This is a genomic window from Tenacibaculum soleae, assembly GCF_030549005.1.
In the GTDB taxonomy this organism is placed as follows: Bacteria; Bacteroidota; Bacteroidia; order Flavobacteriales; family Flavobacteriaceae; genus Polaribacter; species Polaribacter soleae.
The window spans coordinates 353,649-377,274 of the sequence record NZ_JAUOSW010000001.1; the positions used below are offsets into that span (position 1 = coordinate 353,649).

Sequence of the window (23,626 nt, forward strand, 5' to 3'; positions counted from 1 at the left end):
ATTTTTACTCTTTACTCATTTCAAAAATAAGTTCTCCTCCGTTTATAATATCAGCATGAGAAAGTACATTATCAGTTATTTTCTTACCGTTTACTGTTATACTTTTTACAAATACGTTTTCTTTACTTTGATTTTGAGCCGTAATTTTTAAGACTTTTCCATTTTCTAAATAAATAGTAGCTTCTTTAATATTTGGGCTTCCTATGGCATAATTTGGCGAACCTGGTGTTACAGGATAAAACCCTAAACTACTAAATATATACCAAGCACTCATTTGACCAGCATCATCATTACCACACAAACCATCAACGGTATCACTATACATGGTATCCATAATCATACGAACTCTTTGTTGTGTTTTTTTAGGATGCCCTGTCCAATTATATAAATACGGAATGTGATGTCCTGGCTCGTTACCATGAACATAATTTCCTATAATTCCGTCGCGAGTAATATCTTCATGATTCGAAATATACTTATCAGCTATTTCTGTAGTAAATAATTCATCTAATTGTTTGCTGAATTTTTCTTTACCACCCATCATTTCAATCATCTTATCAATATTTTGAGGGACATACAATCCATAATTCCATGCATTTCCTTCAATAAATCCTTGTCCATGAGTATCCATTGGATCAAAGTTTTTTCTAAAAGTACCATCTGATAACTTAGGTCGCATAAATCCGATTGTTGGATCGTACACATTTTTATAATAGGTTGATCTTGTTAAATACTCTTTTTCTACCTCAGCATTTCCTACTTTTTTGGCAATTTGAGCAATACACCAATCGTTGTAAGCATATTCTAGTGTTTTTGATACTGATGAGTGGCTTTTGTCTTCTGGAACATATTTATAATCTATATAATCTCCAATACCATCAAAATAACGAACAGTGGCTGTGTTTGTTGATGCTTTAAGTGCGTGATTCACATCAAAATCTCCTACATTTTTTGCTAATGCATCTGCAATAACTGAAGTAGCATGATACCCAATCATGCACCAGTTTTCGTTGGCATAATGACTCCAAATTGGTAACATATTATGCACACTTTGATCGTGATGTGCTAACATCGATTTTATCATGTCGTTGTTTCGCTTTGGTTGTGTTATATTGTATAAAGGATGTAATGCGCGGTAAGTATCCCAAAGAGAAAATATCGTATAATTAGTAAAACCATCAGAAGTATGTATGTTTTGGTCTAGTCCACGATACCTCCCATCAACATCTTCGTACAAAATAGGTGATAAATTAGTGTGATATAAAGCGGTATAAAAAGTAGTTTTATCTTTTTCAGAAATTGTTTCTACATCAATTTTACCCAATTCATTATTCCATTTATCTTTTGTTTCTTGTACTGTTTTATTAAAATTCCAATGCGGAATTTCTTGTTTTAAATTGTTTAAAGCTCCATTTGTACTTACTGGTGATAAGGCAAATTTTACATTTATTTTTTCACCTTCTTCTGTATCAAAATTAAAATAAGCTCTTATATCTTTTCCTGCCATTTCAGGAAAGTTTTCATTTTGTTTAAAACGTCTGTAAAAACCATCATACGTTTCTTTATTGTATTTTTTATGACCGTAACTTTTAAACGGTTTAGAAAACTGCATTGCAAAAAACACTTTTTTGGTTCTTGCCCATCCTTTTGTTTGCCTATAACCAGTTATTAAACTATCATTTTCTACACGAATAAATGTCCAAACATTTTTATTATCATGATGGTATATGTTATAAACTAAATCTAAAATAATATGAGAATCGTTAGATTTAGGAAATGTATATTGATGAAAACCAACACGCTCGCTAGCTGTTAATTCAGCTTTTATATTGTAACTATCTAAATTAACTTTATAGTAACCTGGAGATGCTTTTTCAGTATCATGTGAAAACCTTGAATAAAATCCTTTAGTTCCTTCTTTTGTTTTTAACGGATCTAATGTTAATTTTCCTGTAGTTGGCATTACCAAAAAATCACCTAAATCGGCATGTCCTGTTCCGCTAAAATTAGTGTGGGCAAAACCTATAATTGTTGAATCTTTATGTTGATAACCCGCACAGTATTCATATGTTTTACTATTGTAGCTACCGTTTTTATTAAACATAACTTCAAAATTAGTCTGCGGACTTAACTGTACCATTCCAAAAGGAGCTGTTGCTCCAGGAAAAACATGTCCCATTTTACTGGTTCCAATTAAAGGATTTACATGTTTTGTAAAATCTTTTTTAATCTCCTTTGTTATTAAATTTTCTTTTTGTGCTTCTTTACAGCTTATTATTGATAAACAAAAACTTAAGGCTAGTAAAAGGAATCTGTATTTTTTCATAATTTTTAATAAAAGTATATTTATACTGCTAAAAAAGTAAAAAAAAAGTAAAAAAGCACCTTTATAATATTAAAAACATAAAGCGTAAACATTTTTAACATTATCATTAATATTGTTTAATTTTAAACAAATAGAAATTTCTGTAAATCAAAAAAGAAAACGTTATTATACAAACATCTATTTATTTTACAACAAACGCTTCGTTTTAAGGATACTTTAAGAAGTAATCCTAAATATTTGTTAAGTATTCAAAGCCTTTGAAACCTTTTATTTAAATCGTCGTCTTTTTAATAAATAAACCTAAATATTGAAAAACTTAACATTATGAAAAAATTTATCTTTACTACATTGGCGATCGCATTATCTTTCGGAACTATTACTGCCTCAGAAATAAATAAAACTGCTTTAAATACAGTAATTGAATATCCGAATGTAAATACTTTTTGTAAATTAATTACTTCAGGTAATTTCGAAGCTGTTAAAGCAATGGTTGAAAATGGGACTGATGTTAACAAAAAATCTACGGGCTTAACTCCGTTAATGTTTGCTGCTAGATATAATAAAACTAAGATTGTAACGCTTCTTATTAAGAATGGTGCTAAATTAAAAACAAAATCTAAAAAAGGATACACAGCTTTGCAGTATGCTAAAATGTCTAAAGCAAATGATGCCTATAAAGTTATTGCTGCAGCATTAAAAAAATAAAACATCTCGAATTTTATTAAAAAAGGGATATCAAAATTTGATATCCCTTTTTATTTATATAATATAATTTTACCTATAAATCAAACTTTATTCCTTGCGCTAAAGGCAATTCATCAGAATAATTTACAGTATTTGTTTGTCTTCTCATGTAAACTTTCCAAGCATCAGATCCAGACTCACGTCCACCACCTGTTTCTTTTTCACCTCCAAAAGCACCACCAATTTCAGCACCAGATGTTCCGATGTTTACATTTGCAATACCACAATCAGAACCAGCATATGATAAGAATTTTTCAGCTTCTTTCATTTCGTTCGTCATAATTGCCGAAGATAATCCTTGAGCAACACCATTTTGTTTTGCTATGGCATTTTCAACTTCTCCAGAATACTTCATTAAATATAAAATTGGAGCAAAAGTTTCATGTTGAACAATTTCAAAATGATTTTCTGCTTCAATAATAGCTGGTTTTACGTAACATCCGCTTTCGTAACCTTCTCCTTCTAAAACTCCACCTTCAACTAATACGTTACCTCCTTCAGCTTTTGCTTTTTCAATTGCAGCTAAATAAGTATTTACAGCATCATGATCAATTAACGGCCCAATATGATTCTTTTCATCTAAAGGGTTACCAATAGTTAATTGTCCATAAGCACCAACAATTGCATCTCTTACTTTATCATATACAGATTCGTGAATAATTAATCTTCTTGTAGAAGTACAACGTTGTCCACAAGTTCCAACAGCACCAAATACAGCACCAGGAACAACCACTTTTAAATCAGCAGTTGGTGTAATAATAATTGCATTGTTTCCTCCTAATTCTAATAAAGATTTTCCGAAACGTCCTGCAACTGTTGCTCCAACAATTCTTCCCATTCTTGTAGAACCTGTAGCAGATACTAAAGGAATGCGAGTATCGGTAGTCATCATTTCACCAACCTTGTAATCTCCATTAATAATACAAGAAATTCCTTCTGGTAAATTATTTTGTTTTAAAACATCAGCAATAATGTTCTGACATGCTACAGCACATAAAGGTGCTTTTTCAGAACCTTTCCAAACACATACGTCACCACAAATCCAAGCTAAAGCTGTATTCCAAGCCCAAACTGCAACAGGAAAGTTAAATGCAGATATAATACCAACAACACCAATTGGGTGCCATTGCTCTCTCATTACGTGTCCTGGACGTTCAGATGGAATTGTTTGACCATTTAATTGTCTTGATAATCCTACAGCAAAATCACAGATGTCAATCATTTCTTGAACTTCACCGTAACCTTCTTGTAAAGATTTACCCATTTCATAAGAAACTAATTTACCTAAAGGTTCTTTTAAATCTCTTAATTTATTACCAAACTGACGAACAATTTCTCCTCTCTGTGGAGCTGGCATATCTCTAAAACTTAAAAAAGCTTTAGTTGCCGTATCCATTACCTTATCGTAATCTTCTCTTGTAGTCGCTTTTACTTTTCCTATTAACTTTCCATCAACTGGAGAGTAACTTTCAATAATTTCTCCATTAGAAAAATTGTTAGAACCTGTAGAAGTTCCATCATTTATATCCTTTACTCCTAATTGAGCTAAAGCTTCTTTAATTCCAAAATCTGCCATTTTGTTGTTCCGTTTTTGTTGTTTACATTAGAAGAACGAAATTACAAATAAATTTACATATATCTAAATTCAACAAAAACAATACTTATTGTTTAATTTTAAACATTTAATTATGAGGAAACTTCTTTTCATTACTTCAATTTTTTTAATCTCATTTGGTTGTAAAACAGAAAAAACACCATCAACAAAAGAAGTTTCTAAAAAAGTAAATGATTTTGCTATTATAATTCATGGTGGTGCAGGAACTATTTTAAAGAAAAATATGTCTGATGAAAATGAAGCTGCTTATAAGGCTAAATTAGAAGAAGCTATCAAAATTGGTCATACTATCCTTAAAAATGGAGGTACAAGTCAAGAAGCAGTTATGAAAAGTATTCAAATTATGGAAGAATCTCCATTATTTAATGCTGGTAAAGGAGCTGTTTTTACGCACGAAGAAACGAATGAATTAGATGCTTCTTTTATGGATGGAAGAACATTAAATGCTGGTGCTGTTGCGGGTGTAACAAGTGTAAAAAGTCCAATAGAATTAGCTATAAAAGTTATGACAGATTCAGACCATGTGATGCTTTCAGGAAAAGGTGCAGTAATTTTTGCTAAAGAAAAAGGGTTAGAAACTGTTGATCCTAGTTACTTTTATACAGAAAAACGTTTTAAATCTCTTCAAAGAATAAAAGATAAAAATAAAACAGCTTTAGATCACGACGATAAAAAGGCTGCTTTTTATGATGCTGATATTAAAAATGCAAAGTTCGGAACTGTGGGTTGTGTAGCTTTAGATAAAAGTGGAAATATTTCTGCTGGAACTTCTACTGGTGGAATGACTAATAAACGTTGGGGTAGAATTGGTGATTCACCTGTTATTGGTTCTGGTACTTATGCAAACAATAAAACTTGTGGTGTTTCTTCAACTGGTTGGGGTGAATATTTTATTAGAGGGCAAGTAGCTTATGATATTTCTGCACAAATGGAGTATCAACAAAAAACATTAAAAGAAGCTACAAAAGATGTTATTCAAAATAAACTTACTGCGCTTGGTGGTACTGGTGGTGTTGTGGCTTTAGATAAAAATGGAAACATGTCTTTTGAATTTAATACCGCAGGGATGTACAGAGCTTCTATGAATGATAAAGGTGATTTAGTGGTGAAAATTTATAAGGATTAAGTACTAAAAGTTTTATTATGAACGCTTCACCTAGTTTTACAGAATAATAACATTATTATAAACAAAACATAAACTCTCATTTTTCGTTTATTTTATGGTACATTTAAAAAAATAGTACTCTTTATAATCTTATTTTTGTAAAATATATGGAAGACAAGATTTTTAATATTAAAAATTCAGAAGAGTTTGAACAAGTTGCTCTAGATGTTTTTAAACATCAATTTAAAAACAATAAAGTGTACCGTTCTTTTTGTGATTTGTTATATATTCATTCATCAGATGTAAAGGCTATTGAACAAATTCCTTTTTTGCCAATTCAATTTTTTAAAACAAAAGAAATACTTTCATCTACTGATAAAATTCAAGAAATATTTTCAAGTTCTGGAACTACTGGAAGTATAACTAGTAAACATCATGTTACAGATTTATCTTGGTATGAAACTAGTTATTTAGATGGTTTTAATTATTTCTATGGAGATATAAAAGAATATGTTGTTTTAGCATTATTGCCTAATTATTTAGAACGTAAAGGATCTTCATTGGTGTATATGGTTGATGATTTAATTAAAAAATCTGAACAACCTGAAAGTGGTTTTTACCTCGATAATTTAGAGGAATTAGCAAAAAAACTAATTGAATTAGATAAAAAAGGTCAAAAAATACTACTTATTGGCGTTTCTTTTGCTTTATTAGATTTAATTGAACAGCAGAAATTTATCCTTAAAAACACCATTATTATGGAAACAGGTGGAATGAAAGGAAGAAGAAAAGAGCTTATAAGAAACGAATTACATCAAATTTTAGGAGAAGGTTTTGGTGTTCAAAAAATTCACTCAGAATATGGAATGACCGAATTGTTAAGTCAAGCTTACTCTAAAGGAAATGGTGTTTTTAATTGCCCGCCTTGGATGAGTATTTTAATTAGAGATACTGAAGATGCTTTAACTATTTTACCAAAAGAAAAATCAGGCGGAATTAATGTTATCGACTTAGCTAATTATAATTCTTGTTCTTTTATTGCAACCCAAGATTTAGGAAAAGTATACACTGACAATAACTTTGAGGTTATTGGTCGTTTTGATAATTCTGATATACGTGGCTGTAATTTAATGGTTTTGTAATTATTTTGTAAGGTTTCTATTTGATTCTCGACTTTCATAAAAATTTACTTTTTATGAAAAATCTACTAGTTTTACTATTCATAACAGCTAGTTTTAATTTAGCTGCGCAAAAAACAAGTTATAATACTAAAAAAGGCTTTGTTGCTGAAGGTTATGATGTAGTTTCTTATTTTGTAAATAAAAAACCTTTAACAGGTAAAAAGAAATTTCAAACTACATATGATGGTGTAAAATTTAAGTTTTCAACCGAAAAAAACTTACAGACTTTTAATGAAAACCCGACAAAATATATTCCGCAATATGGTGGTTATTGTGCGTATGCCGTAGCTGAAAGAAATAAAAAAATGTACATCGATCCCGAATTTTATGAAATTAGAGATCATAAATTATACCTTTTTTATAATCCATGGATTGGTAGTGTTTTAGAAAATTGGCAAGAAGGAGATGTTGAAAAAAGAAGAGAAAAAGGAGATATTAATTGGAAAACCTTAAAAAATAAATAACATGAAGTTTTTATATCTCTTTCTTTTTTTATTTTCGACCACTATATACAGTCAACAAAAAGAGTACAATACTAAAAATGGAGTACTAGCAAATGGTTATGACGTGGTTGCTTATTTTTCAAATAAAGCTGTAAAAGGAAATAAAAAAATTAGCGCAAAATACAAAGGCGTCTCTTTTTTATTTTCATCACAAAAAAACTTACAATTATTTCAAAAAAACCCAGTAAAATATATTCCGCAATATGGTGGTTATTGTGCATATGCTATTGGTAAAACAGGAAAAAAAGTAAGTATTAATCCAAAAACCTTTGAAATTAGAAACCATAAATTGTACTTGTTTTACAATTCTTGGGGAACCAATACCTTAAAACTTTGGCAACAAGAAAACCCTGAAAAATTAAGGAAACAAGCCAATAAAAATTGGAAAAAAATAACTAATTAATACTATTTTATCTTTAAAAAATCTTTTTAAAAGAGCTGAAATTATTCAGCTCTTTTTTTTCTTATTTTTGTTACATAAAAAAGCTACCGATGAACAATTTTTCTTTTTTCAACCGAAAAAATATTCAAAAAGAATTACAAGAAACCGAATATGATATTTTAATTATTGGTGGCGGAATTACCGGCGCAGGTATTGCATTAGATGCCGCTTCTCGAGGAATGAAAGTTGCTTTAATTGAAAAGAATGATTTTGCTTCAGGTACTTCAAGTAAATCGACTAAATTAATTCATGGTGGTTTACGTTATTTAAAGCAGTTTGATTTTTGGTTAGTAAAAGAAGTAGGTACCGAGCGTGCCATTGTACATAAGTTAGCACCACATTTAGTGGTTCCTGAAAAAATGATTTTACCACTTATTGATGGTGGAACTTATGGTTCATGGTTAACCTCTGTAGGCCTAAAAGTGTACGATGTTTTAGCTGCGGTTGAAGGAGATGATAAGCGTAAAATGTTAACAAAAAATGAAGCTTTAATAAAAGAACCTTTGTTACCATCAGCTATTTTAAACGGTGCTGGTTATTATGCCGAATATCGTACTGATGATGCGCGTTTAACCATAGAAGTTTTAAAAACAGCCACTCAATACAATGCTCAAGTATTAAATTATACAAAAGCAACCGAATTTATCTATGAAAAAAATAGAGTTGTTGGCGCAAAAGTTACTGATGAATTTACAAATGAAAACTACAATATTAATGCTAAATATGTAGTAAACGCCGCAGGACCTTGGGTAGATGAATTACGACAAATTAACAACTCTAAAATTGGTAAAAGATTACACTTAACAAAAGGTGTACATTTGGTGGTAGCTCATGATAAATTACCTGTAAAACAATCGGTTTATTTTGATGTGCCCGATGGTCGAATGATGTTTGCTATTCCTCGTGGAAAAGTTACCTATTTTGGTACTACTGATACCAATTATCAACAAGATAAAAATGAAGTAAAAACTTCAATTGTTGATGCTTTGTATTTAATTGAAGCGGTAAATAATATGTTTGAAAATGTTACTTTAACTTTAGATGATATACAATCGTCTTGGGCAGGCTTACGTCCCTTAATACATGAAGAAGGTAAATCGGCTTCAGAGTTATCTCGTAAAGATGAAATTTTTGTTTCAGACACCAAACTAATATCAATTGCTGGAGGTAAACTTACAGGATACCGTAAAATGGCAGAACGTATTGTTGATATGGTTGCTAAAAAAATGAAACGTCGTTTCGAATCAGAATTTGACCCAATACAAACCGAAGAAATTGTATTAGCTGGCGGACCATTTCAAAATTATAAATCTGTAAATATCTATATCAATCAAGTTTTTAAAAATCTAAAAAATTATGGATTTACAAAAACAGATGCTGCTTATTTAATACATAATTATGGAAAACAAACCGACATTATTATTGATAAGTTTGATGAATTAAAAGAAACTAATTTAGAACTTCGTTTATTAAAAGCCGAAGTTTGGTTTACCATTAATCATGAAATGACTTGTACACCAACTGACTTTTTTATGAGGCGTACCGGACGTTTATTTTTTGATAAACCAAGTGTAGACACCTATAAAAAAGCAATTTTAAATGAGTTTGTTAAATACTTTAATTGGTCAGAAGCAGCTACTGAAATACAACTACAAGAGTTAGAAAGTAAAATAGATTTAGCCATAAATTTCATATAATATATAACTAACAATAATATTGTATCTTTGCTGACCTTAATTTTTTAAAATTAAAAAACTATTGTTATCCCCTAAATTTCAGTAAGATGAAACTAAAAATTATAGTTGTATTATTTCTATTCACAAGCTTTATAAGTTTTGCTCAATCAGTAAATATTATATCTGATACTGATTTTGATAATCTTAAAATAAATAGTGCAAAATTAGTTGATTTAAAAAAAACTAAAGGTAATCAACCCAAAGTTGAAACCTTATTAGGTGCAGTAACTTCATATAAAGTTGACGAAAACGAAACGTATTATTATTTTGTTTTTAATGGCCTTAAAATTGATTTTTCAACTCTTGGAAAAAGCAAACCTTATATAGAATCATTTGAAGTAAATAGTAAGGATGCTACTTTGGCTATTAAAGATATAAATATTACTATTGGAGATAATATAAGTAAATTAGGTACTATTGTTTTTAGCGTAGGAAGAAATGGTGCTAAAAGTATTTTATATTCAACTTGTGAAGATTGTGATATTTTTGTGAATATCGAATTTGATCAAACATCAAACCTTATTACTAAAATTAGTTATATGGATATGTCATAAATTAAGTTTCTAATTTTAACAATAAAAAAAAGAGGTAGTATTTTAAAATACTACCTCTTTTTTTTATGTTATATTTTCATGCGCCTCTAAATCCTTTGTTAAATCTAACTTTCGTAATGTAGGGTTTATAATTCCTGTAGTTACAACGGTAATTAAGGTCATAGTTCCGCCAAAAACAACAGCTGTTACCGTTCCCATTAACTTTGCTGTAACACCACTTTCAAAAGCGCCTAATTCGTTAGAAGAACCAACAAACATCGAATTTACCGAAGCTACTCTACCTCGCATATGATCGGGAGTTTTTAATTGTAAAATTGTTTGACGTATTACCATTGAAACTCCGTCGGTAACACCACTAAAAAATAAAGCAAGTATCGAAATCCAAAATACGGATGACAAACCAAATACAATAATACAAATACCAAAGCCAAAAATAGCCGCTAATAGCTTCATTCCAGCATTTTTACTAATAGGTATATAAGCAGTAATTAACATTGTTAAAAAAGCTCCTATTGCTGGTGCTGCGCGTAAGGCACCAAAACCTTCAGGTCCTACTTTTAAAATATCTTGCGCATATATAGGTAATAAAGCTACTGCCCCTCCAAAAAGTACCGAAATCATATCTAAAGTAATGGCACCCAAAATAGCTTTTGTTTTAAATACAAAACGAACCCCTTCTCTTAAACTTTTCATTACTGGTTCTCCAATTTTTGGATTTAATATTGGTTTCTTTTTTACAAAAAACACCATTAAGAAAGAGAATAATACTAATCCGAAAACAATACAAAGTGACCAATGAACGCCCATCCACGAAATGGTAAAACCAGCAAAAGCGGGTCCTAATACCGAGGCCATTTGCCAAGTAGAACTACTCCAGGTTGCTGCATTAGGATATAATTTTTTAGGTACTATTAAGGCTATTAATGAAAATATAGTTGGTCCAAAGAATGAACGTAAAAGTCCACCAAAAAAAACCAATGCGTATATAGCATATAACACTGTGTTTTTTTTCCATCCTTCAATAAAACTTGGTAGTGTTAAAAAAAATAAGCCTAAACTTATTAAAGAAAAGGCACCGATGCAGAGTGCTAGTAAATTTCGTTTTTCTTTCTGATCAACAATATGCCCTGCAAATAATGCCATTGATACCGCCGGAATTACTTCCATTAAACCTATAATACCTAATGATAACGGATTTTTAGTAATACTATACACTTGCCATTCGATAATAATAAATTGCATAGACCATGCAAAAACTAACGCAAAACGAACTAAAAGAAAAATATTAAACTCTTTGATTCTTAGTGATGCGTAAGGATCTTTTTTATCCATTTTATTAATTCAGTTTTAGATCCATCAAAATAGCAAAAGTTTCGTTTACATCTTCTTCTTTTACAACAATCGTCATTTCATGAGTTGTAGAAATTACTTCTTGTACAGCAATATTTGCCCAAGCAAATTGCTTTAAAATAAAGTAATAAATCCCTGACTGTTCTAAGTTATCCTTAGGAAGTTTAATGGTTATAGAAGCTAAATCATTAACATTATTTATTAATGTTTCACTTTTAAAAATTTCTTCTACATAATGTTGTAAATTTTTACTGGTAACAATATTTGTTTCGAAAATTCCTTGAGAAACCGTTAAAAAGTAATCATTACTATCAGCTGATTTACTTAAAATTTTAGCAATTTCTTTTAATAATGATGGCGTATTTTTAAAGGTAAAATCACATAAATCAGATCGAACAATAACGTCTCCTAAATCGAGTGCTAATTTTTTAATATTTTTTCGAACACGAAGTTCATTTGCAGGTGATAATCTATTTATAGCCATCATAACTGCACCAACCTTTACATCCTTTTTAAGTAATTTAGATACTTCTGGTAGTACAACTCTTGCTAACGAAGATACATTGATTAACTTTTCATTTAAAGCCTCTTCAATAAAAGGAGTTTTTCTTATTGTAATTTCTACGGCTTCTTGAATTGTTTTCATTTATTTGTTTAATTTTAAACAAAAATAATTAAAATATAACTAACAGTAAAATTAATCTATTTTTAAATATTTGTAATAAATACTACAAAAATATTTGTTAATCAGAATTTTAAATTAAATTTGTTTCTTATACAAAACCTACACAACTAAATTACAGAAGCGATTGATGGGTCAACTTCTTTTTATTAAGAAGGATTATTTGTACAAATGCAAACAACTAATCTAATCTATTTGTTAACTTTAAAAACTCATCTTTCGCTTCTTTTTTACCGTATAACACATTGTACACAGCATCAATTATAGGGGTTTTTGCGCCATTTTTTTGATTGATTTCAAAAGCACTCTTAGTAGCATAATACCCTTCAGCAACCATACTCATTTCTAACATTGCCGATTTTACAGTGTAGCCTTTACCAATCATATTACCAAACATTCTATTTCTACTAAAAACTGAATATCCGGTAACTAATAAATCACCTAAATAAGCTGAGTTATTAATATTACGTTTCATTTTATGTACCTTTTTAATAAAACGTTTCATCTCTCTTATACCGTTACTCATTAATACTGCCTGAAAATTATCACCATATCCTAAACCATGAGCAATACCAGCTGCAATAGCATAAATATTTTTTAACATAGCTGCATATTCGGTACCAATAATATCATCAGATATTTTAGTTTTTATATAACGCCCCGAAATGTACTTACTTAAATCGGTTGCTTTTCCTTGATCTTGACAAGCTAAAGTTAAATACGATAAACGTTCCATTGCAACCTCTTCTGCATGACAAGGCCCAGTAATTACCCCAATATTATTAAAAGGTATATTATATTTTTGATGAAAATGTTCGCCAACAATCAATCCTGTTTCAGGTACAATTCCTTTAATTGCTGAAAAAATTATTTTATTTTTTAATGATGCAGTTAATTTTTCGAGTTCAGTATTTACAAAAGCAGAAGGAATTGCAAAAATTAATATATCGTAATTTTTAACGATATAATTCATATCCTCTGATAAATCTAATTGTTCTGGATGTAATTCTGCAGAGCTTAAATAACTAGGGTTATGCTTATTACGTTTTATATGTTCAATAGCATATATACTTCGCATATACCATCCAATAGTGTCTAAATTTTCAGATAACATTTTTACAATGGCAGTAGCCCAACTTCCGCCACCTAAAACTGCTATTTTAGTTTGCTTACTCATATCGTAGTTTGTTTGTTACACAAAATTAATAAAACTATATACTACTATCTAAACCTTAAGGGTATTATATTTGAATATTAAAAAAATTAAATCGCATGAACGTACAAATAATCAACAAATCAAATCATCAAACTCCTACTTATGAAACTGAAGCTTCTGCCGGAATGGATTTACGTGCAAATATTGAAGAAGCAATTACACTAAAACCTTTAGAAAGAACTATTATAAAAACTGGTTTATTTATCGCTTTACCTGTTGGATTTGAGGCACAAGTGCGTCCGCGAAGCGGATTGGCAGCTAAAAAAGGAATTACTGTTTTAAATGCTCCTGGAACTGTGGATGCTGATTATCGTGGTGAAATTGGTGTAATTTTGGTAAACTTATCTAATGAAGTTTTTATAATAAATGATGGTGAGCGTATTGCACAATTAGTTATTGCAAAACACGAACGTGTAAACTGGCAAGAAGTTACTGTTTTAAATGAAACTGCACGTGGTACAGGTGGTTTTGGTAGTACGGGAGTTTAAGTTATTTTTTTATAAAGTTGACTCATTTTACGAACCTGATCATATAATAGTTCAAAATCTAAAAAACAATGTGAATAATATTGGTATTCGAATTTTTTATAAAATTCAAAAGCTTGTGGTTGCGCATCCATCGCATCTAACCAAACTATTTTATATTGTTTTTTAATAGCTTGATTTTCTAACCAACTTAATAATTTTTTACCGATTCCGTTGCCTTGTGTTTTTTTATGTAAATAAATACGGTGTAATTTTACGCATTTTTTGGTGTTAAAATCTCCTAGTTTTTCTTCCCAAATAATTCTAAAATTACCTATTATTTCATTATTAAAAATCACAAAATAATTTTCAGATTTTTTATCTAAAAGTTCATTATTAAATTTTTCTTTTGAGTATTGCGTATTTACGTACCAAGCTCCTCCATCTTTCCAAAAATGACTATAAGCTGGTGGATAAATTTCTTTCATTAATCTGAAAAAAATCTCTGAATCTGTATTCAAAATTTCTTTTAAATGTATGTTTTCTGAAATGTAAATCATTCTTTTAAAATCTAAATTTATACTAATATACTAAACAAAAAGCTGTTGATTTCTCAACAGCTTTTTTAATAAATAAACCTTTTAATTTAAAACTTATTCTTGATTTTCAATAGCATCTTTTATTTTACCTTCAAGTTCTTCCATTAATTCAGGATTATCTTTAATTAAGTTTTTAACGGCATCTCTACCTTGCCCTAATTTTGTATCTCCATAGCTAAACCATGAACCACTTTTCTTTATAATTCCGTATTCTACACCAATATCTAAAACTTCACCAACTTTTGATATTCCTTTACCATACATAATGTCAAATTCTGCAATTTGAAAAGGTGGTGCTACTTTATTTTTTACCACTTTTACTTTGGTACTGTTACCAATAACTCTGTCGCCATCTTTTATTTGTGTTCTACGACGAATATCTAAACGAACAGAAGCATAAAATTTTAATGCATTACCACCCGTTGTAGTTTCTGGGTTACCAAACATTACCCCAATTTTTTCACGTAATTGGTTAATAAATATAACAGTACATTTTGTTTTACTAATAGTACCTGTTAATTTACGTAAGGCTTGCGACATTAAACGGGCATGTAATCCCATTTTAGAATCTCCCATTTCACCTTCAATCTCAGATTTTGGTGTTAAAGCAGCAACCGAATCGACTACTACAATATCAACAGCACCTGATCTAATTAAATTATCAGCAATTTCTAGGGCTTGCTCACCATGATCTGGTTGTGAAATAATTAAATTATCAGTATCAACTCCTAAACTTTCTGCATAAAAACGATCAAAAGCGTGTTCTGCATCAATAAAAGCAGCTATACCTCCTGCTTTTTGAGCTTCGGCAATTGCATGTATTGTTAAGGTTGTTTTACCTGATGATTCTGGTCCGTATATTTCAATAACTCTTCCACGAGGATATCCTCCTACTCCTAAAGCTAAATCTAATCCTAAAGATCCTGATGAAATTGCATCTATATCTTCTACTTGACTGTCACCCAGTTTCATAACTGTTCCCTTACCATAAGTTTTATCTAACTTATCAAGTGTAAGTTTCAGCGCTTTTAGTTTTGCTTCTTTTTCTTTATCTGCTGCCATAAATCGTGCTAATTATATTAAAAATAAGAGCAGCTAAGTTATGAAAAACTACTTTTATTTTACTACCTTTTATGTTACAATATTTGTATTATTGTTTTCATTTAAATTTAAAAAAATGAGTGCGATTGTTATTTTAAAAAATACCCTAAGTTTAGCTACTATAAATAATGGTGAGCTTGTTAGCTTTATTGTTAATAATAAAGAATTTATGCATAGTAAAGAGGCTCCTGGTTGGAATGCTTCTGATACTGAAATGTTTCCTATTATTGGGCCTACAAAAAATAATGATTATACTATTAATACTACAAACGGTATTGCCAAACAAGATCAACATGGATTATTAAGAGAGCTTAGTTATCAATTAATTTCTAAAAATAATACAACGGTAATTTTTGAAAAAAAATATGTAAAAAATACCTTGGTTAAAAATGCTAAATTTTCGCATAAATCAACTCAAGAATTTTTGTTTTGGCCTTATGATTTTACTTTCAGAAAAATAATTTCATTAACAGATACATCCATAAAAATAGATTTTGAAATTACCTCTGATAAAGGAATGCCTTATATGTTTGGGTACCATCCGAGTTTTAAATTATCGGGTTTAGGTACAGAAATTATAAAAACAGAAGAGGAAAAAATTACTTTAAATTCAATTTTAAATGTAGGTTCAGCGGCTTACAAAGTTTTAAATATTGATGAAATTATTTTAATTAAAAATAATACTCCTAGCTTAAAAATTAATACTAAAAACTTTAATAATTTTATGTTATGGACCGAAGTTAATAACATGCTTTGTATTGAGCCTATAACTCAATATCCACTGTTAAAAACTCAAAAATATTCAGAAAAAAATATGAGAATAAGTACTGGTAAGGAATTATTTTCGGTAACCATTAGTAGTTTATAAAAACATGGAACATAGGCACTTTATAATTTACAAACCATTTGGTTTTTTATCACAATTTATTACCAATCAAAAAAAAGGTGGTAAACATAAAATGTTAGGCGAATTACATGATTTTCCTGAAGGAACCATGGCTGTAGGTAGATTAGATGTAAAATCGGAAGGTTTATTGTTATTAACTACCGATGGAAAAGTAAGTGATTTTATTACCACCAGGGGTAAGGTAGAAAAAGAATATTATGTACAAGTTAACGGGCTAATAACCCAAGAAAAAATTGAACAATTACAAAAAGGTGTTGAAATTGGTTTTGATGGTAAAAAATACCAAACCAAACCTTGTAAAGTTCGATTAATTGATATTCCTGATTTTCCAGAACGCTCTAAAAAAATACGGGACGACCGTCATGGACCTACGAGTTGGATTTCTGTTACTTTAACCGAAGGTAAATTTAGACAGGTTCGTAAAATGACATCGGCTGTTGATTGCCCTACGCTACGTTTAGTACGTGTTCGTGTAGGAAATATTTTATTAGGTAAAATGGATTCTGGTGACGTTATTGAAGTAGAAAAACTACTGTAACCTATGTTACTTTTTAAAAATTTTCTTTTGATTAATTTTACTGTATGAGAGATAATTCAAATACTTTTATTTATATAATTGCAGCTATAATAATCTTACATTTTATAGTAGGATTTGGATACTTGTTATATAAAATAAATAAAAAAGAGAAAAAGAAATAACTATGCTCTAACCATCTTAATATGCGGAATATTATCTTCTAAATACCCTTCTCCTACTTGCTTAAATCCGTGAGATTCATAAAATTTTTGTAAATAGGTTTGTGCCGAAATTGTAATTTTATTTTCGCTATAATTATCAACAATTCCTTGTATAGATGCTTTTATTAAATCGTGTCCATAACCAAATTTACGTTCACTATTTTTTACAACTACCCTACCAATACTAGGCGTATCAAAATATTGCTTACTATCAAACAAACGAGTGTACGCTATTATTTTATCATCTTTAAAACCTAAAACATGTAATGCTTTTTGATCTTTAAAATCAATATCTTGATATACACAATCTTGCTCAACAACAAAAACTTCAGAACGTAATTGAAGTATTTCATACAGTTCTGAAGTTGTTAATTCTTTAAATGTTTTTATTTTAAATATCATTAGCAATTACACGCTATTTTATTAACTCTATTTGCATGACGACCTCCTTCAAACTCTGTTGCTAAAAATAATTTTACAAAACCTAATGCTTGTTGTAATGATACAAAACGAGCCGGAATAGTTAAAATATTTGCATTATTATGTTGGCGGGTTAATTGTACCAATTCATTATTCCAACATAAAGCAGCACGCACTCCTTGGTGTTTATTAGCAGTCATTTGAGCTCCGTTACCGCTACCGCATAAAATAATTCCCATTTGAGCTTGTTCGGTTTCTACAGCTTCGGCAGTTGGATGTATGGCATCAGGATAATCCATACTACTAGTATCATTAGTTCCAAAATTAATTACTTTATGGCCTAATTCTTCTAAAAGAGTAATAATTTCAAATTTATATTCGGTACCTGCATGGTCATTTCCGATGGCAATTGTCATAATTTGTTGATTTTAATTTAGTTGTGTACTACAAAAATACAGTTATTAACGGTTATCAACAGTAATTAACAATGCTTTTTTTAGTATTCTTAATAAGCCTTTAAAAATTAAGTACTTAAATGATATTAGTTAATTGTTAAGAACTACTAGAAGATTTTAAAAAGTTTATTTGATTATTTACGTTTTTTTTACAATACAAGAACAAGTATTACATACACAACTTTTTTTATGAGTTTCTAATAAACATTTATCAACATAAAATTAACCTGTTGTTTACAATATAAAATCAATTAACTATTCATAAAATTAAGTGAATTATTGTTTATAACTATTGTTAATAACTCTGTTTTATAGTTGATTTTAAAGTTTTTAATTAACTAATAACATGTTTATTTTATTTAATAAGTGATATTGACAAAAATTTAAACACTAAGTTATGCTACATATTAACACACTATAATAACAATCATTTCTTTTTTTAAATTTTAAAAATCTTTTATATAAATAATATTATATGTTAATAACAGTTTTTAGAAAATTGAAATTTTAAAATGAATATATATTTTACTAATTAAGAATATTTTTAAAATATAAAATTCTTAATAAAGTATATATAAAACTAGTGATGTTGATAAGTAAGTATAAAAGATACTAATAGTGTTTAAGCGTTTCTTTTTCCTTTTTTTAGAAGATAAACGGAGTCTTTAGTTTTAACTAAATTGGTAGGCGTTTTTTTATTTAAAGTCGTATTAATACTTATTACAGTAACAATAATACCTGTAATAAATATAAAAATAAATAATCCTATTATTTTATGTAAGTTTTTCATTAAAAACGACTTGTATACTTATAAAGACGTAAAATTTTAAAAAATGTTACAATTTTATTAAGATTTTTTTAACTTTTTAAGGAATTACAAACCGTAAAGCTTTATGAATTATTGATGCTGTTACTTTTCCGGTACCAATTAATTCGCCATCAGCTTGTATAAATGGTTGAATTTTAGCGTATTTAGGAGTTATTAACAAAGTGTTTGAAAGATGTGTTTCTACTTTTTTATGATTAATTATTAAGCCATTATATAGCTTTTTTATATTACGAATCAAATCAATTAATGCTAAATTTTTAGCTATTGTAATATCAAATAAACCATCTGTAGTATCTTTATAATCAGTTAATTGCATACCACCAGCTGAATATTTACAAATACCAAAAAGTGTCATTAAACATTTTGTTTCTATAGATAGATTATTTACCTCAATAGTAAAAATTGTTTTTTTATATAATAATAATCCAGCAATACCACTTAAAAGATAAGCTATTGGCCCAAAACATTTTAATTTATTTAGTTTGTTAACAACATAGCCATCATAACCAATACCGGCAACATTATTAAAAAAAGCACTAGTATTTGTTAATTGTAAATACCCAATATCTTGTAAAATTGTTTTTTTATGATGAATTAAATTTATCGAATTAGCTACATTATTTGGCATATTATAAGTCTTAATCCAATCGTTTCCGGTACCTAAAGGAATTACACCTACGGTAATATCAGAAGTTTTTACATATCTTTGCGTCATAATTCCGTTTACTACATGATGTAGTGTACCATCTCCGCCAACGGAAATTATATTTCTATACCCTTGTTGAATAGCTGTGTGTACCAATTCAATTTCATGTTTAGAATGTGTTGTAAAAGCAACAAAAAAATCGATATTTTTTTCGTTTAATAATTGCTCAATTTCTTTCCATTTTTTAGAAAGTTTTTTATTTCCAGAAACTGGATTAGCAATTACAAACCAAGAATGTATCATAAATAATAATGTATAATAACGCCAAAATACAAAATAGATTGATAACACTTATTTAATAAACAAAGCTGTGTATTTATTTGTAAATTGGTAACAATTATAAAAAGAAGAAAGATTAATGACTAGAAAGAAAAAAATCTACAAAAAAAAGGGGAAAGTAATTAAAGATTTAACCCGAAATATATTTAAAATACTTAAAGAAGATACTTCAAAAACCTATAATTACAAGCAAATTGCTAGTAAAATGAAAATTTCTGATACAGACGGAAAAACGCAAGTATTAAAAAAATTAACTGAATTAACAGCTACCAAAAAAATTAAAGAAATTGATAGAGGTAAATATCAAATAAACGAAGATCGTAAATATCATATTGGTACGTTAGATGTAACATCTAATGGAAACGGATATTTTATGTGTGATGATTTTGAAAATGATATTTTTATACCTTCAATAAATTTAGGAAAAGGATTACATCAAGATACCGTAAAGGCGTTTGTTTATAAAAAACGACGTTCAAATAAATTAGAAGCTGAAGTTGTTGAAATCATAGAACGCCATAAAACAGAATTTGTTGGTGTTTTACAAATGAATAAAACTTTTGGTTTTGTAATACCAGATAATCAAAAAATGTATGCTGATTTATTTATTTCTCAAAATAAAATAAATGGAGCAGAACATGGTGATAAAGTGGTTGCAACAATGACAGATTGGCCTGATAATTCTAAAAACCCGTTTGGTAAAATAACCCAAGTTTTAGGTAAACCAGGCGAGCATGAAACAGAAATTCATTCTATTTTATTAGAATACGGATTGCCTTATGAATTTCCATCAGAAGTAGAAAAAGAAGCGGAAAGTTTACCAATTGAAATTACTGAAACAGAAATTGCGAAACGAAGAGATATGCGTAACGATTTAACCTTTACCATTGATCCTAAAGATGCTAAAGATTTTGATGATGCATTATCGTTTACCAAATTAGAAAATGGAAATTACGAAATAGGTATTCATATTGCCGATGTTTCTCATTATTTACAACCAAAAACTATTTTAGATGATGAGGCTTATGAGAGAGCAACATCAGTTTATTTAGTTGATAGAGTGGTACCTATGTTACCAGAAATGCTTAGTAACGGTGTTTGTTCATTACGACCAAATGAAGAAAAATTAACATTTTCGGCAGTATTTGAAATCAATGAAAAAGCACAAATTATTAAGCAATGGTTTGGTAGAACTGTAACCTATTCAGATCAACGATTTGCGTATGAAGAGGCACAATCTATTATAGAAAATTGTACACTTTCTGATGATATTCAACCTTATACAATGCCACTTGATGTTTCAATTATAGATAAAGAATATCAAGTAACTCCAAAAATTGTAGAAGCCACTTTAAAATTAGATGAATTAGCAAAAAAACTACGTAAAAAACGTATGAAAGCTGGTGCAATTTCATTTGATAGAGTTGAAGTTAAATTCAATTTAGATGAAGAAGCAAATCCTGTGGGAGTTTTCTTTAAAGAATCTAAAGATGCTAATAAACTTATTGAAGAGTTTATGCTATTAGCTAATAGAAAAGTAGCAGAATTTATCGGTTTTTCTAAAGGAAAAGAAACTAAAAATACTTTTATTTATCGTACACATGATGAACCAAATATTGATAAATTAGCTTCATTACAAAACATTATCAATAAATTTGGATATAAAATTAATACAGAAACCAAGGAAAAAACATCACAATCTTTAAATAAATTATTAAGTGACGTTCATGGAAAAGGTGAAGCTAATATGGTTGAAACTTTAGCAATCCGATCGATGAGTAAAGCAGCTTATACTACTCAAAATATTGGGCATTACGGATTAGCTTTTGATTATTATAGTCATTTTACATCGCCAATTCGTCGTTATCCCGATGTAATGACGCATCGTTTATTACAACATTATTTAGACGGTGGAACTTCACCAAAAGCAGATGATTATGAAGTTAAATGTAAACATTCATCACAAAGAGAAGAATTAGCTGCTAAAGCCGAACGATCTAGCATTAAATATATGCAGATTAAATATATGAAAGATCACCAAGATGAAGAATTTGTTGGTGTTATTTCAGGAGTTACTGAATGGGGTATTTATGTAGAAATTTCTTCAAATAAATGTGAAGGAATGGTTCGTATCAGAGATATAAAAGATGATTATTACATTTTTGATGAAAAACAATACGCCATTGTTGGTCAATCTTCACACAATGTAATTCAGTTAGGTGATGAAGTGGTTGTTAAAGTTAAAAATACAGATTTAGAACGTAAACATTTAGATTTTCATTTAATTTCGCATTAATATATCTTTTTTGTCACAATAAATTTTAATATTTGTCTTTATACTATTGGTATAATTATTGAGTATACCCCATAATTAACAACAATTAAAATGAAAAAAATAACCCTTTTATGTTTGTTTTTGATGTCCGTTTTAGCATCAGCACAAACAACAATTACAAAAAGTTTAGGAGAATTTTCTACAATAAAAGTGTATAACGGAATTGATGTAGAGTTGATAAAATCTACAGAAAATAAAATTACTGTTACTGGTGAAAAAGCTGAAAAAGTAACAATAAAAAATAAAAATAATACTTTAAAAATATCATTAAAATTTCCTGAAACTACTGCCGATGGAAAAGTAAAAGTAAAACTGAATTATGCAACAATATTAAAAATAATTGATGCAAATGAAGGTGCTACTATTACAGGTAAAGGTATTAAACAGACTCAAATTGAAATTAAAGCTCAAGAGGGAGCTTTTATTAACATGGTAGTTGATGTTAAGCATTTAAAGGTTAAAAGTTCATCAGGGGCCGTTATTAAGCTTTCTGGTACCACAAAAAATCAAAATGTAAATGCTGATTTAGGTGGTATGTATCATGGTTATAAATTAATGGTAAGTGATTTAAATCATGTACGTGCTGGTTCTGGTTCTAAAGTAGAAGTACAAGCAGGTGAAACACTAGACGCTAAAGTTTCTTTCGGAGGATCTATTTTTTACAAAGGAAAACCTGAAGTTTTTAAAAATAAAAAAGTAATCGGTGGCGTAATAGAACACCGAAGTTAATTTTGTATCTTTGTAATGTAAAATTTTATTAAAAATGATTTCACATAGTATATTTTTAGGAATGATAGGACCATGGCAAATAGCTATAGTTGTTGCATTGGTATTATTAATGTTTGGAGGAAAGAAAATTCCAGAATTAATGAAAGGCTTAGGTACAGGTATTAAAGAGTTTAAAACTGCTACTAAAGATGATGAAAATGAAGAAAATAGTAAAGTAGAAGAAACCAAATAATTAACTTTTCACTTACATAATAAAAAAACCGAAACTATAATTAGTTTCGGTTTTTCGTTTTTAAAATTTTATAGCAGTACCAGAGGCTGTAACCATTAACATACCACCATTTTTACCTACGGTTTCATAATCTAAATCTACACCTACAATTGCGTCAGCACCTAATTGTTTAGCGCGTTCTTGCATTTCTCTTAAAGATGTATCTTTTGCTTCGCGTAAAACCTTTTCATAAGAACCTGAACGTCCGCCTACAATATCTCTTATTCCAGCAAAAAAGTCTTTAAATATATTAGCACCAATAATGGTTTCACCACTAACAATTCCTAAATATTCTTTAGCTGATTTATTTTCTATGGTATGTGTTGTAGATATTATCAT

Annotated in this window: 24 protein-coding genes; 13 read left to right on the forward strand and 11 right to left on the reverse strand. The window is 29.1% G+C overall.

Translation table 11 applies throughout. From position 1 onward, the window contains the following. Positions 1-4: 4 nt before the first annotated feature. Positions 5-2,326 (reverse strand): GH92 family glycosyl hydrolase, encoded by a 2,322-nt coding sequence (locus tag Q4586_RS01580; protein ID WP_303525736.1) that lies wholly within the window; start codon positions 2,324-2,326, stop codon positions 5-7. A gap of 324 nt (positions 2,327-2,650) precedes the next feature. On the opposite strand from Q4586_RS01580, the gene Q4586_RS01585 reads away from it, so the two are divergent. Continuing rightward, positions 2,651-3,031, forward strand: coding sequence for an ankyrin repeat domain-containing protein (locus Q4586_RS01585; RefSeq protein WP_068701988.1), 381 nt, complete (start codon positions 2,651-2,653; stop codon positions 3,029-3,031). 73 nt (positions 3,032-3,104) lie between these two features. Here Q4586_RS01585 and amaB read toward each other — a convergent pair whose 3' ends face one another. Continuing rightward, positions 3,105-4,646, reverse strand: coding sequence for an L-piperidine-6-carboxylate dehydrogenase (amaB, locus tag Q4586_RS01590; RefSeq protein ID WP_028888108.1), 1,542 nt, complete (start codon positions 4,644-4,646; stop codon positions 3,105-3,107). A gap of 112 nt (positions 4,647-4,758) precedes the next feature. Between amaB and Q4586_RS01595 the strand changes: the two genes are divergently transcribed. The 6 genes from Q4586_RS01595 to Q4586_RS01620 all read left to right on the forward strand — a co-directional run bounded on the left by Q4586_RS01595 (position 4,759) and on the right by Q4586_RS01620 (position 10,206). Further along, positions 4,759-5,811: an isoaspartyl peptidase/L-asparaginase family protein gene (locus Q4586_RS01595; RefSeq protein ID WP_303525743.1), complete on the forward strand. Its 1,053-nt coding sequence runs from the start codon at positions 4,759-4,761 to the stop codon at positions 5,809-5,811. Positions 5,812-5,957: 146 nt separating this feature from the next. Next, complete coding sequence (locus Q4586_RS01600; protein WP_303525746.1) at positions 5,958-6,932, forward strand: LuxE/PaaK family acyltransferase; 975 nt, start codon at positions 5,958-5,960, stop codon at positions 6,930-6,932. A 53-nt stretch (positions 6,933-6,985) separates the two neighbouring features. After that, the gene (locus Q4586_RS01605) at positions 6,986-7,435 is read left to right on the forward strand and encodes a YHS domain-containing (seleno)protein (protein WP_068701994.1); all 450 of its coding nucleotides are present in this window, start codon (positions 6,986-6,988) and stop codon (positions 7,433-7,435) included. Position 7,436: 1 nt separating this feature from the next. Beyond that, positions 7,437-7,877, forward strand: coding sequence for a YHS domain-containing (seleno)protein (locus Q4586_RS01610; protein WP_068701996.1), 441 nt, complete (start codon positions 7,437-7,439; stop codon positions 7,875-7,877). Between the two features lie 89 nt (positions 7,878-7,966). Further along, positions 7,967-9,613: a glycerol-3-phosphate dehydrogenase/oxidase gene (locus Q4586_RS01615; RefSeq protein WP_303525749.1), complete on the forward strand. Its 1,647-nt coding sequence runs from the start codon at positions 7,967-7,969 to the stop codon at positions 9,611-9,613. An 86-nt stretch (positions 9,614-9,699) separates the two neighbouring features. Continuing rightward, on the forward strand, positions 9,700-10,206 hold the full coding sequence (locus tag Q4586_RS01620; RefSeq protein WP_068702000.1) for a hypothetical protein: 507 nt from the start codon (positions 9,700-9,702) through the stop codon (positions 10,204-10,206). A 63-nt stretch (positions 10,207-10,269) separates the two neighbouring features. Here Q4586_RS01620 and Q4586_RS01625 read toward each other — a convergent pair whose 3' ends face one another. From Q4586_RS01625 to Q4586_RS01635, 3 genes are all read right to left on the reverse strand, one after another. Further along, a complete protein-coding gene (locus Q4586_RS01625; protein WP_303525752.1) occupies positions 10,270-11,538 on the reverse strand; it encodes an MFS transporter in 1,269 nt (422 codons plus the stop codon). A gap of 4 nt (positions 11,539-11,542) precedes the next feature. Continuing rightward, positions 11,543-12,202 carry a hypothetical protein gene (locus tag Q4586_RS01630; RefSeq protein WP_068702004.1) on the reverse strand — a complete coding sequence of 220 codons (660 nt, stop codon included), beginning with the start codon at positions 12,200-12,202 and terminating at the stop codon, positions 11,543-11,545. A 217-nt stretch (positions 12,203-12,419) separates the two neighbouring features. After that, the gene (locus tag Q4586_RS01635; protein ID WP_303525755.1) at positions 12,420-13,415 is read right to left on the reverse strand and encodes an NAD(P)H-dependent glycerol-3-phosphate dehydrogenase; all 996 of its coding nucleotides are present in this window, start codon (positions 13,413-13,415) and stop codon (positions 12,420-12,422) included. A gap of 95 nt (positions 13,416-13,510) precedes the next feature. Here Q4586_RS01635 and dut point away from each other — a divergent pair, with 95 nt between their 5' ends. Continuing rightward, positions 13,511-13,942 (forward strand): dUTP diphosphatase, encoded by a 432-nt coding sequence (gene dut, locus Q4586_RS01640; protein WP_303525756.1) that lies wholly within the window; start codon positions 13,511-13,513, stop codon positions 13,940-13,942. Here the strand turns inward: dut and Q4586_RS01645 are convergent. Continuing rightward, positions 13,939-14,478 (reverse strand): GNAT family N-acetyltransferase, encoded by a 540-nt coding sequence (locus Q4586_RS01645; protein ID WP_303525759.1) that lies wholly within the window; start codon positions 14,476-14,478, stop codon positions 13,939-13,941. The two genes, dut and Q4586_RS01645, sit on opposite strands and share 4 nt — an antisense overlap. Before the next feature lie 93 nt (positions 14,479-14,571). Then, positions 14,572-15,579 (reverse strand): recombinase RecA, encoded by a 1,008-nt coding sequence (gene recA / locus Q4586_RS01650; RefSeq protein ID WP_068702012.1) that lies wholly within the window; start codon positions 15,577-15,579, stop codon positions 14,572-14,574. 115 nt (positions 15,580-15,694) lie between these two features. Between recA and Q4586_RS01655 the strand changes: the two genes are divergently transcribed. Then, entirely contained in the window at positions 15,695-16,486 is a 792-nt protein-coding gene (locus Q4586_RS01655; protein ID WP_303525762.1) for an aldose epimerase family protein, read from the forward strand. Between the two features lie 4 nt (positions 16,487-16,490). Further along, on the forward strand, positions 16,491-17,063 hold the full coding sequence (locus Q4586_RS01660) for a pseudouridine synthase (protein ID WP_068702017.1): 573 nt from the start codon (positions 16,491-16,493) through the stop codon (positions 17,061-17,063). 161 nt (positions 17,064-17,224) lie between these two features. Here Q4586_RS01660 and Q4586_RS01665 read toward each other — a convergent pair whose 3' ends face one another. The 3 genes from Q4586_RS01665 to Q4586_RS01675 form a co-directional block, all read right to left on the reverse strand. Continuing rightward, complete coding sequence (locus Q4586_RS01665) at positions 17,225-17,665, reverse strand: GNAT family N-acetyltransferase (RefSeq protein ID WP_068702019.1); 441 nt, start codon at positions 17,663-17,665, stop codon at positions 17,225-17,227. Continuing rightward, entirely contained in the window at positions 17,665-18,099 is a 435-nt protein-coding gene (gene rpiB, locus Q4586_RS01670) for a ribose 5-phosphate isomerase B (RefSeq protein WP_068702021.1), read from the reverse strand. The genes Q4586_RS01665 and rpiB overlap by 1 nt, the downstream gene beginning before the upstream one ends. Before the next feature lie 905 nt (positions 18,100-19,004). Continuing rightward, positions 19,005-19,916, reverse strand: coding sequence for a diacylglycerol/lipid kinase family protein (locus Q4586_RS01675; RefSeq protein ID WP_303525768.1), 912 nt, complete (start codon positions 19,914-19,916; stop codon positions 19,005-19,007). Positions 19,917-20,031: 115 nt separating this feature from the next. Between Q4586_RS01675 and rnr the strand changes: the two genes are divergently transcribed. The 3 genes from rnr (at position 20,032) to Q4586_RS01690 (ending at position 23,248) form a co-directional block, all read left to right on the forward strand. Next, positions 20,032-22,248 (forward strand): ribonuclease R, encoded by a 2,217-nt coding sequence (gene rnr, locus Q4586_RS01680; protein WP_068702025.1) that lies wholly within the window; start codon positions 20,032-20,034, stop codon positions 22,246-22,248. Positions 22,249-22,338: 90 nt separating this feature from the next. Continuing rightward, positions 22,339-23,016 carry a head GIN domain-containing protein gene (locus Q4586_RS01685; protein WP_068702027.1) on the forward strand — a complete coding sequence of 226 codons (678 nt, stop codon included), beginning with the start codon at positions 22,339-22,341 and terminating at the stop codon, positions 23,014-23,016. Between the two features lie 34 nt (positions 23,017-23,050). Next, positions 23,051-23,248, forward strand: a complete 198-nt coding sequence (locus Q4586_RS01690; protein ID WP_068702029.1) for a Sec-independent protein translocase subunit TatA/TatB — start codon at positions 23,051-23,053, stop codon at positions 23,246-23,248. A 60-nt stretch (positions 23,249-23,308) separates the two neighbouring features. On the opposite strand, the gene Q4586_RS01695 is transcribed toward Q4586_RS01690, so the two are convergent. Continuing rightward, on the reverse strand, positions 23,309-23,626 hold the full coding sequence (locus Q4586_RS01695) for a heavy metal-binding domain-containing protein (protein ID WP_303525773.1): 318 nt from the start codon (positions 23,624-23,626) through the stop codon (positions 23,309-23,311).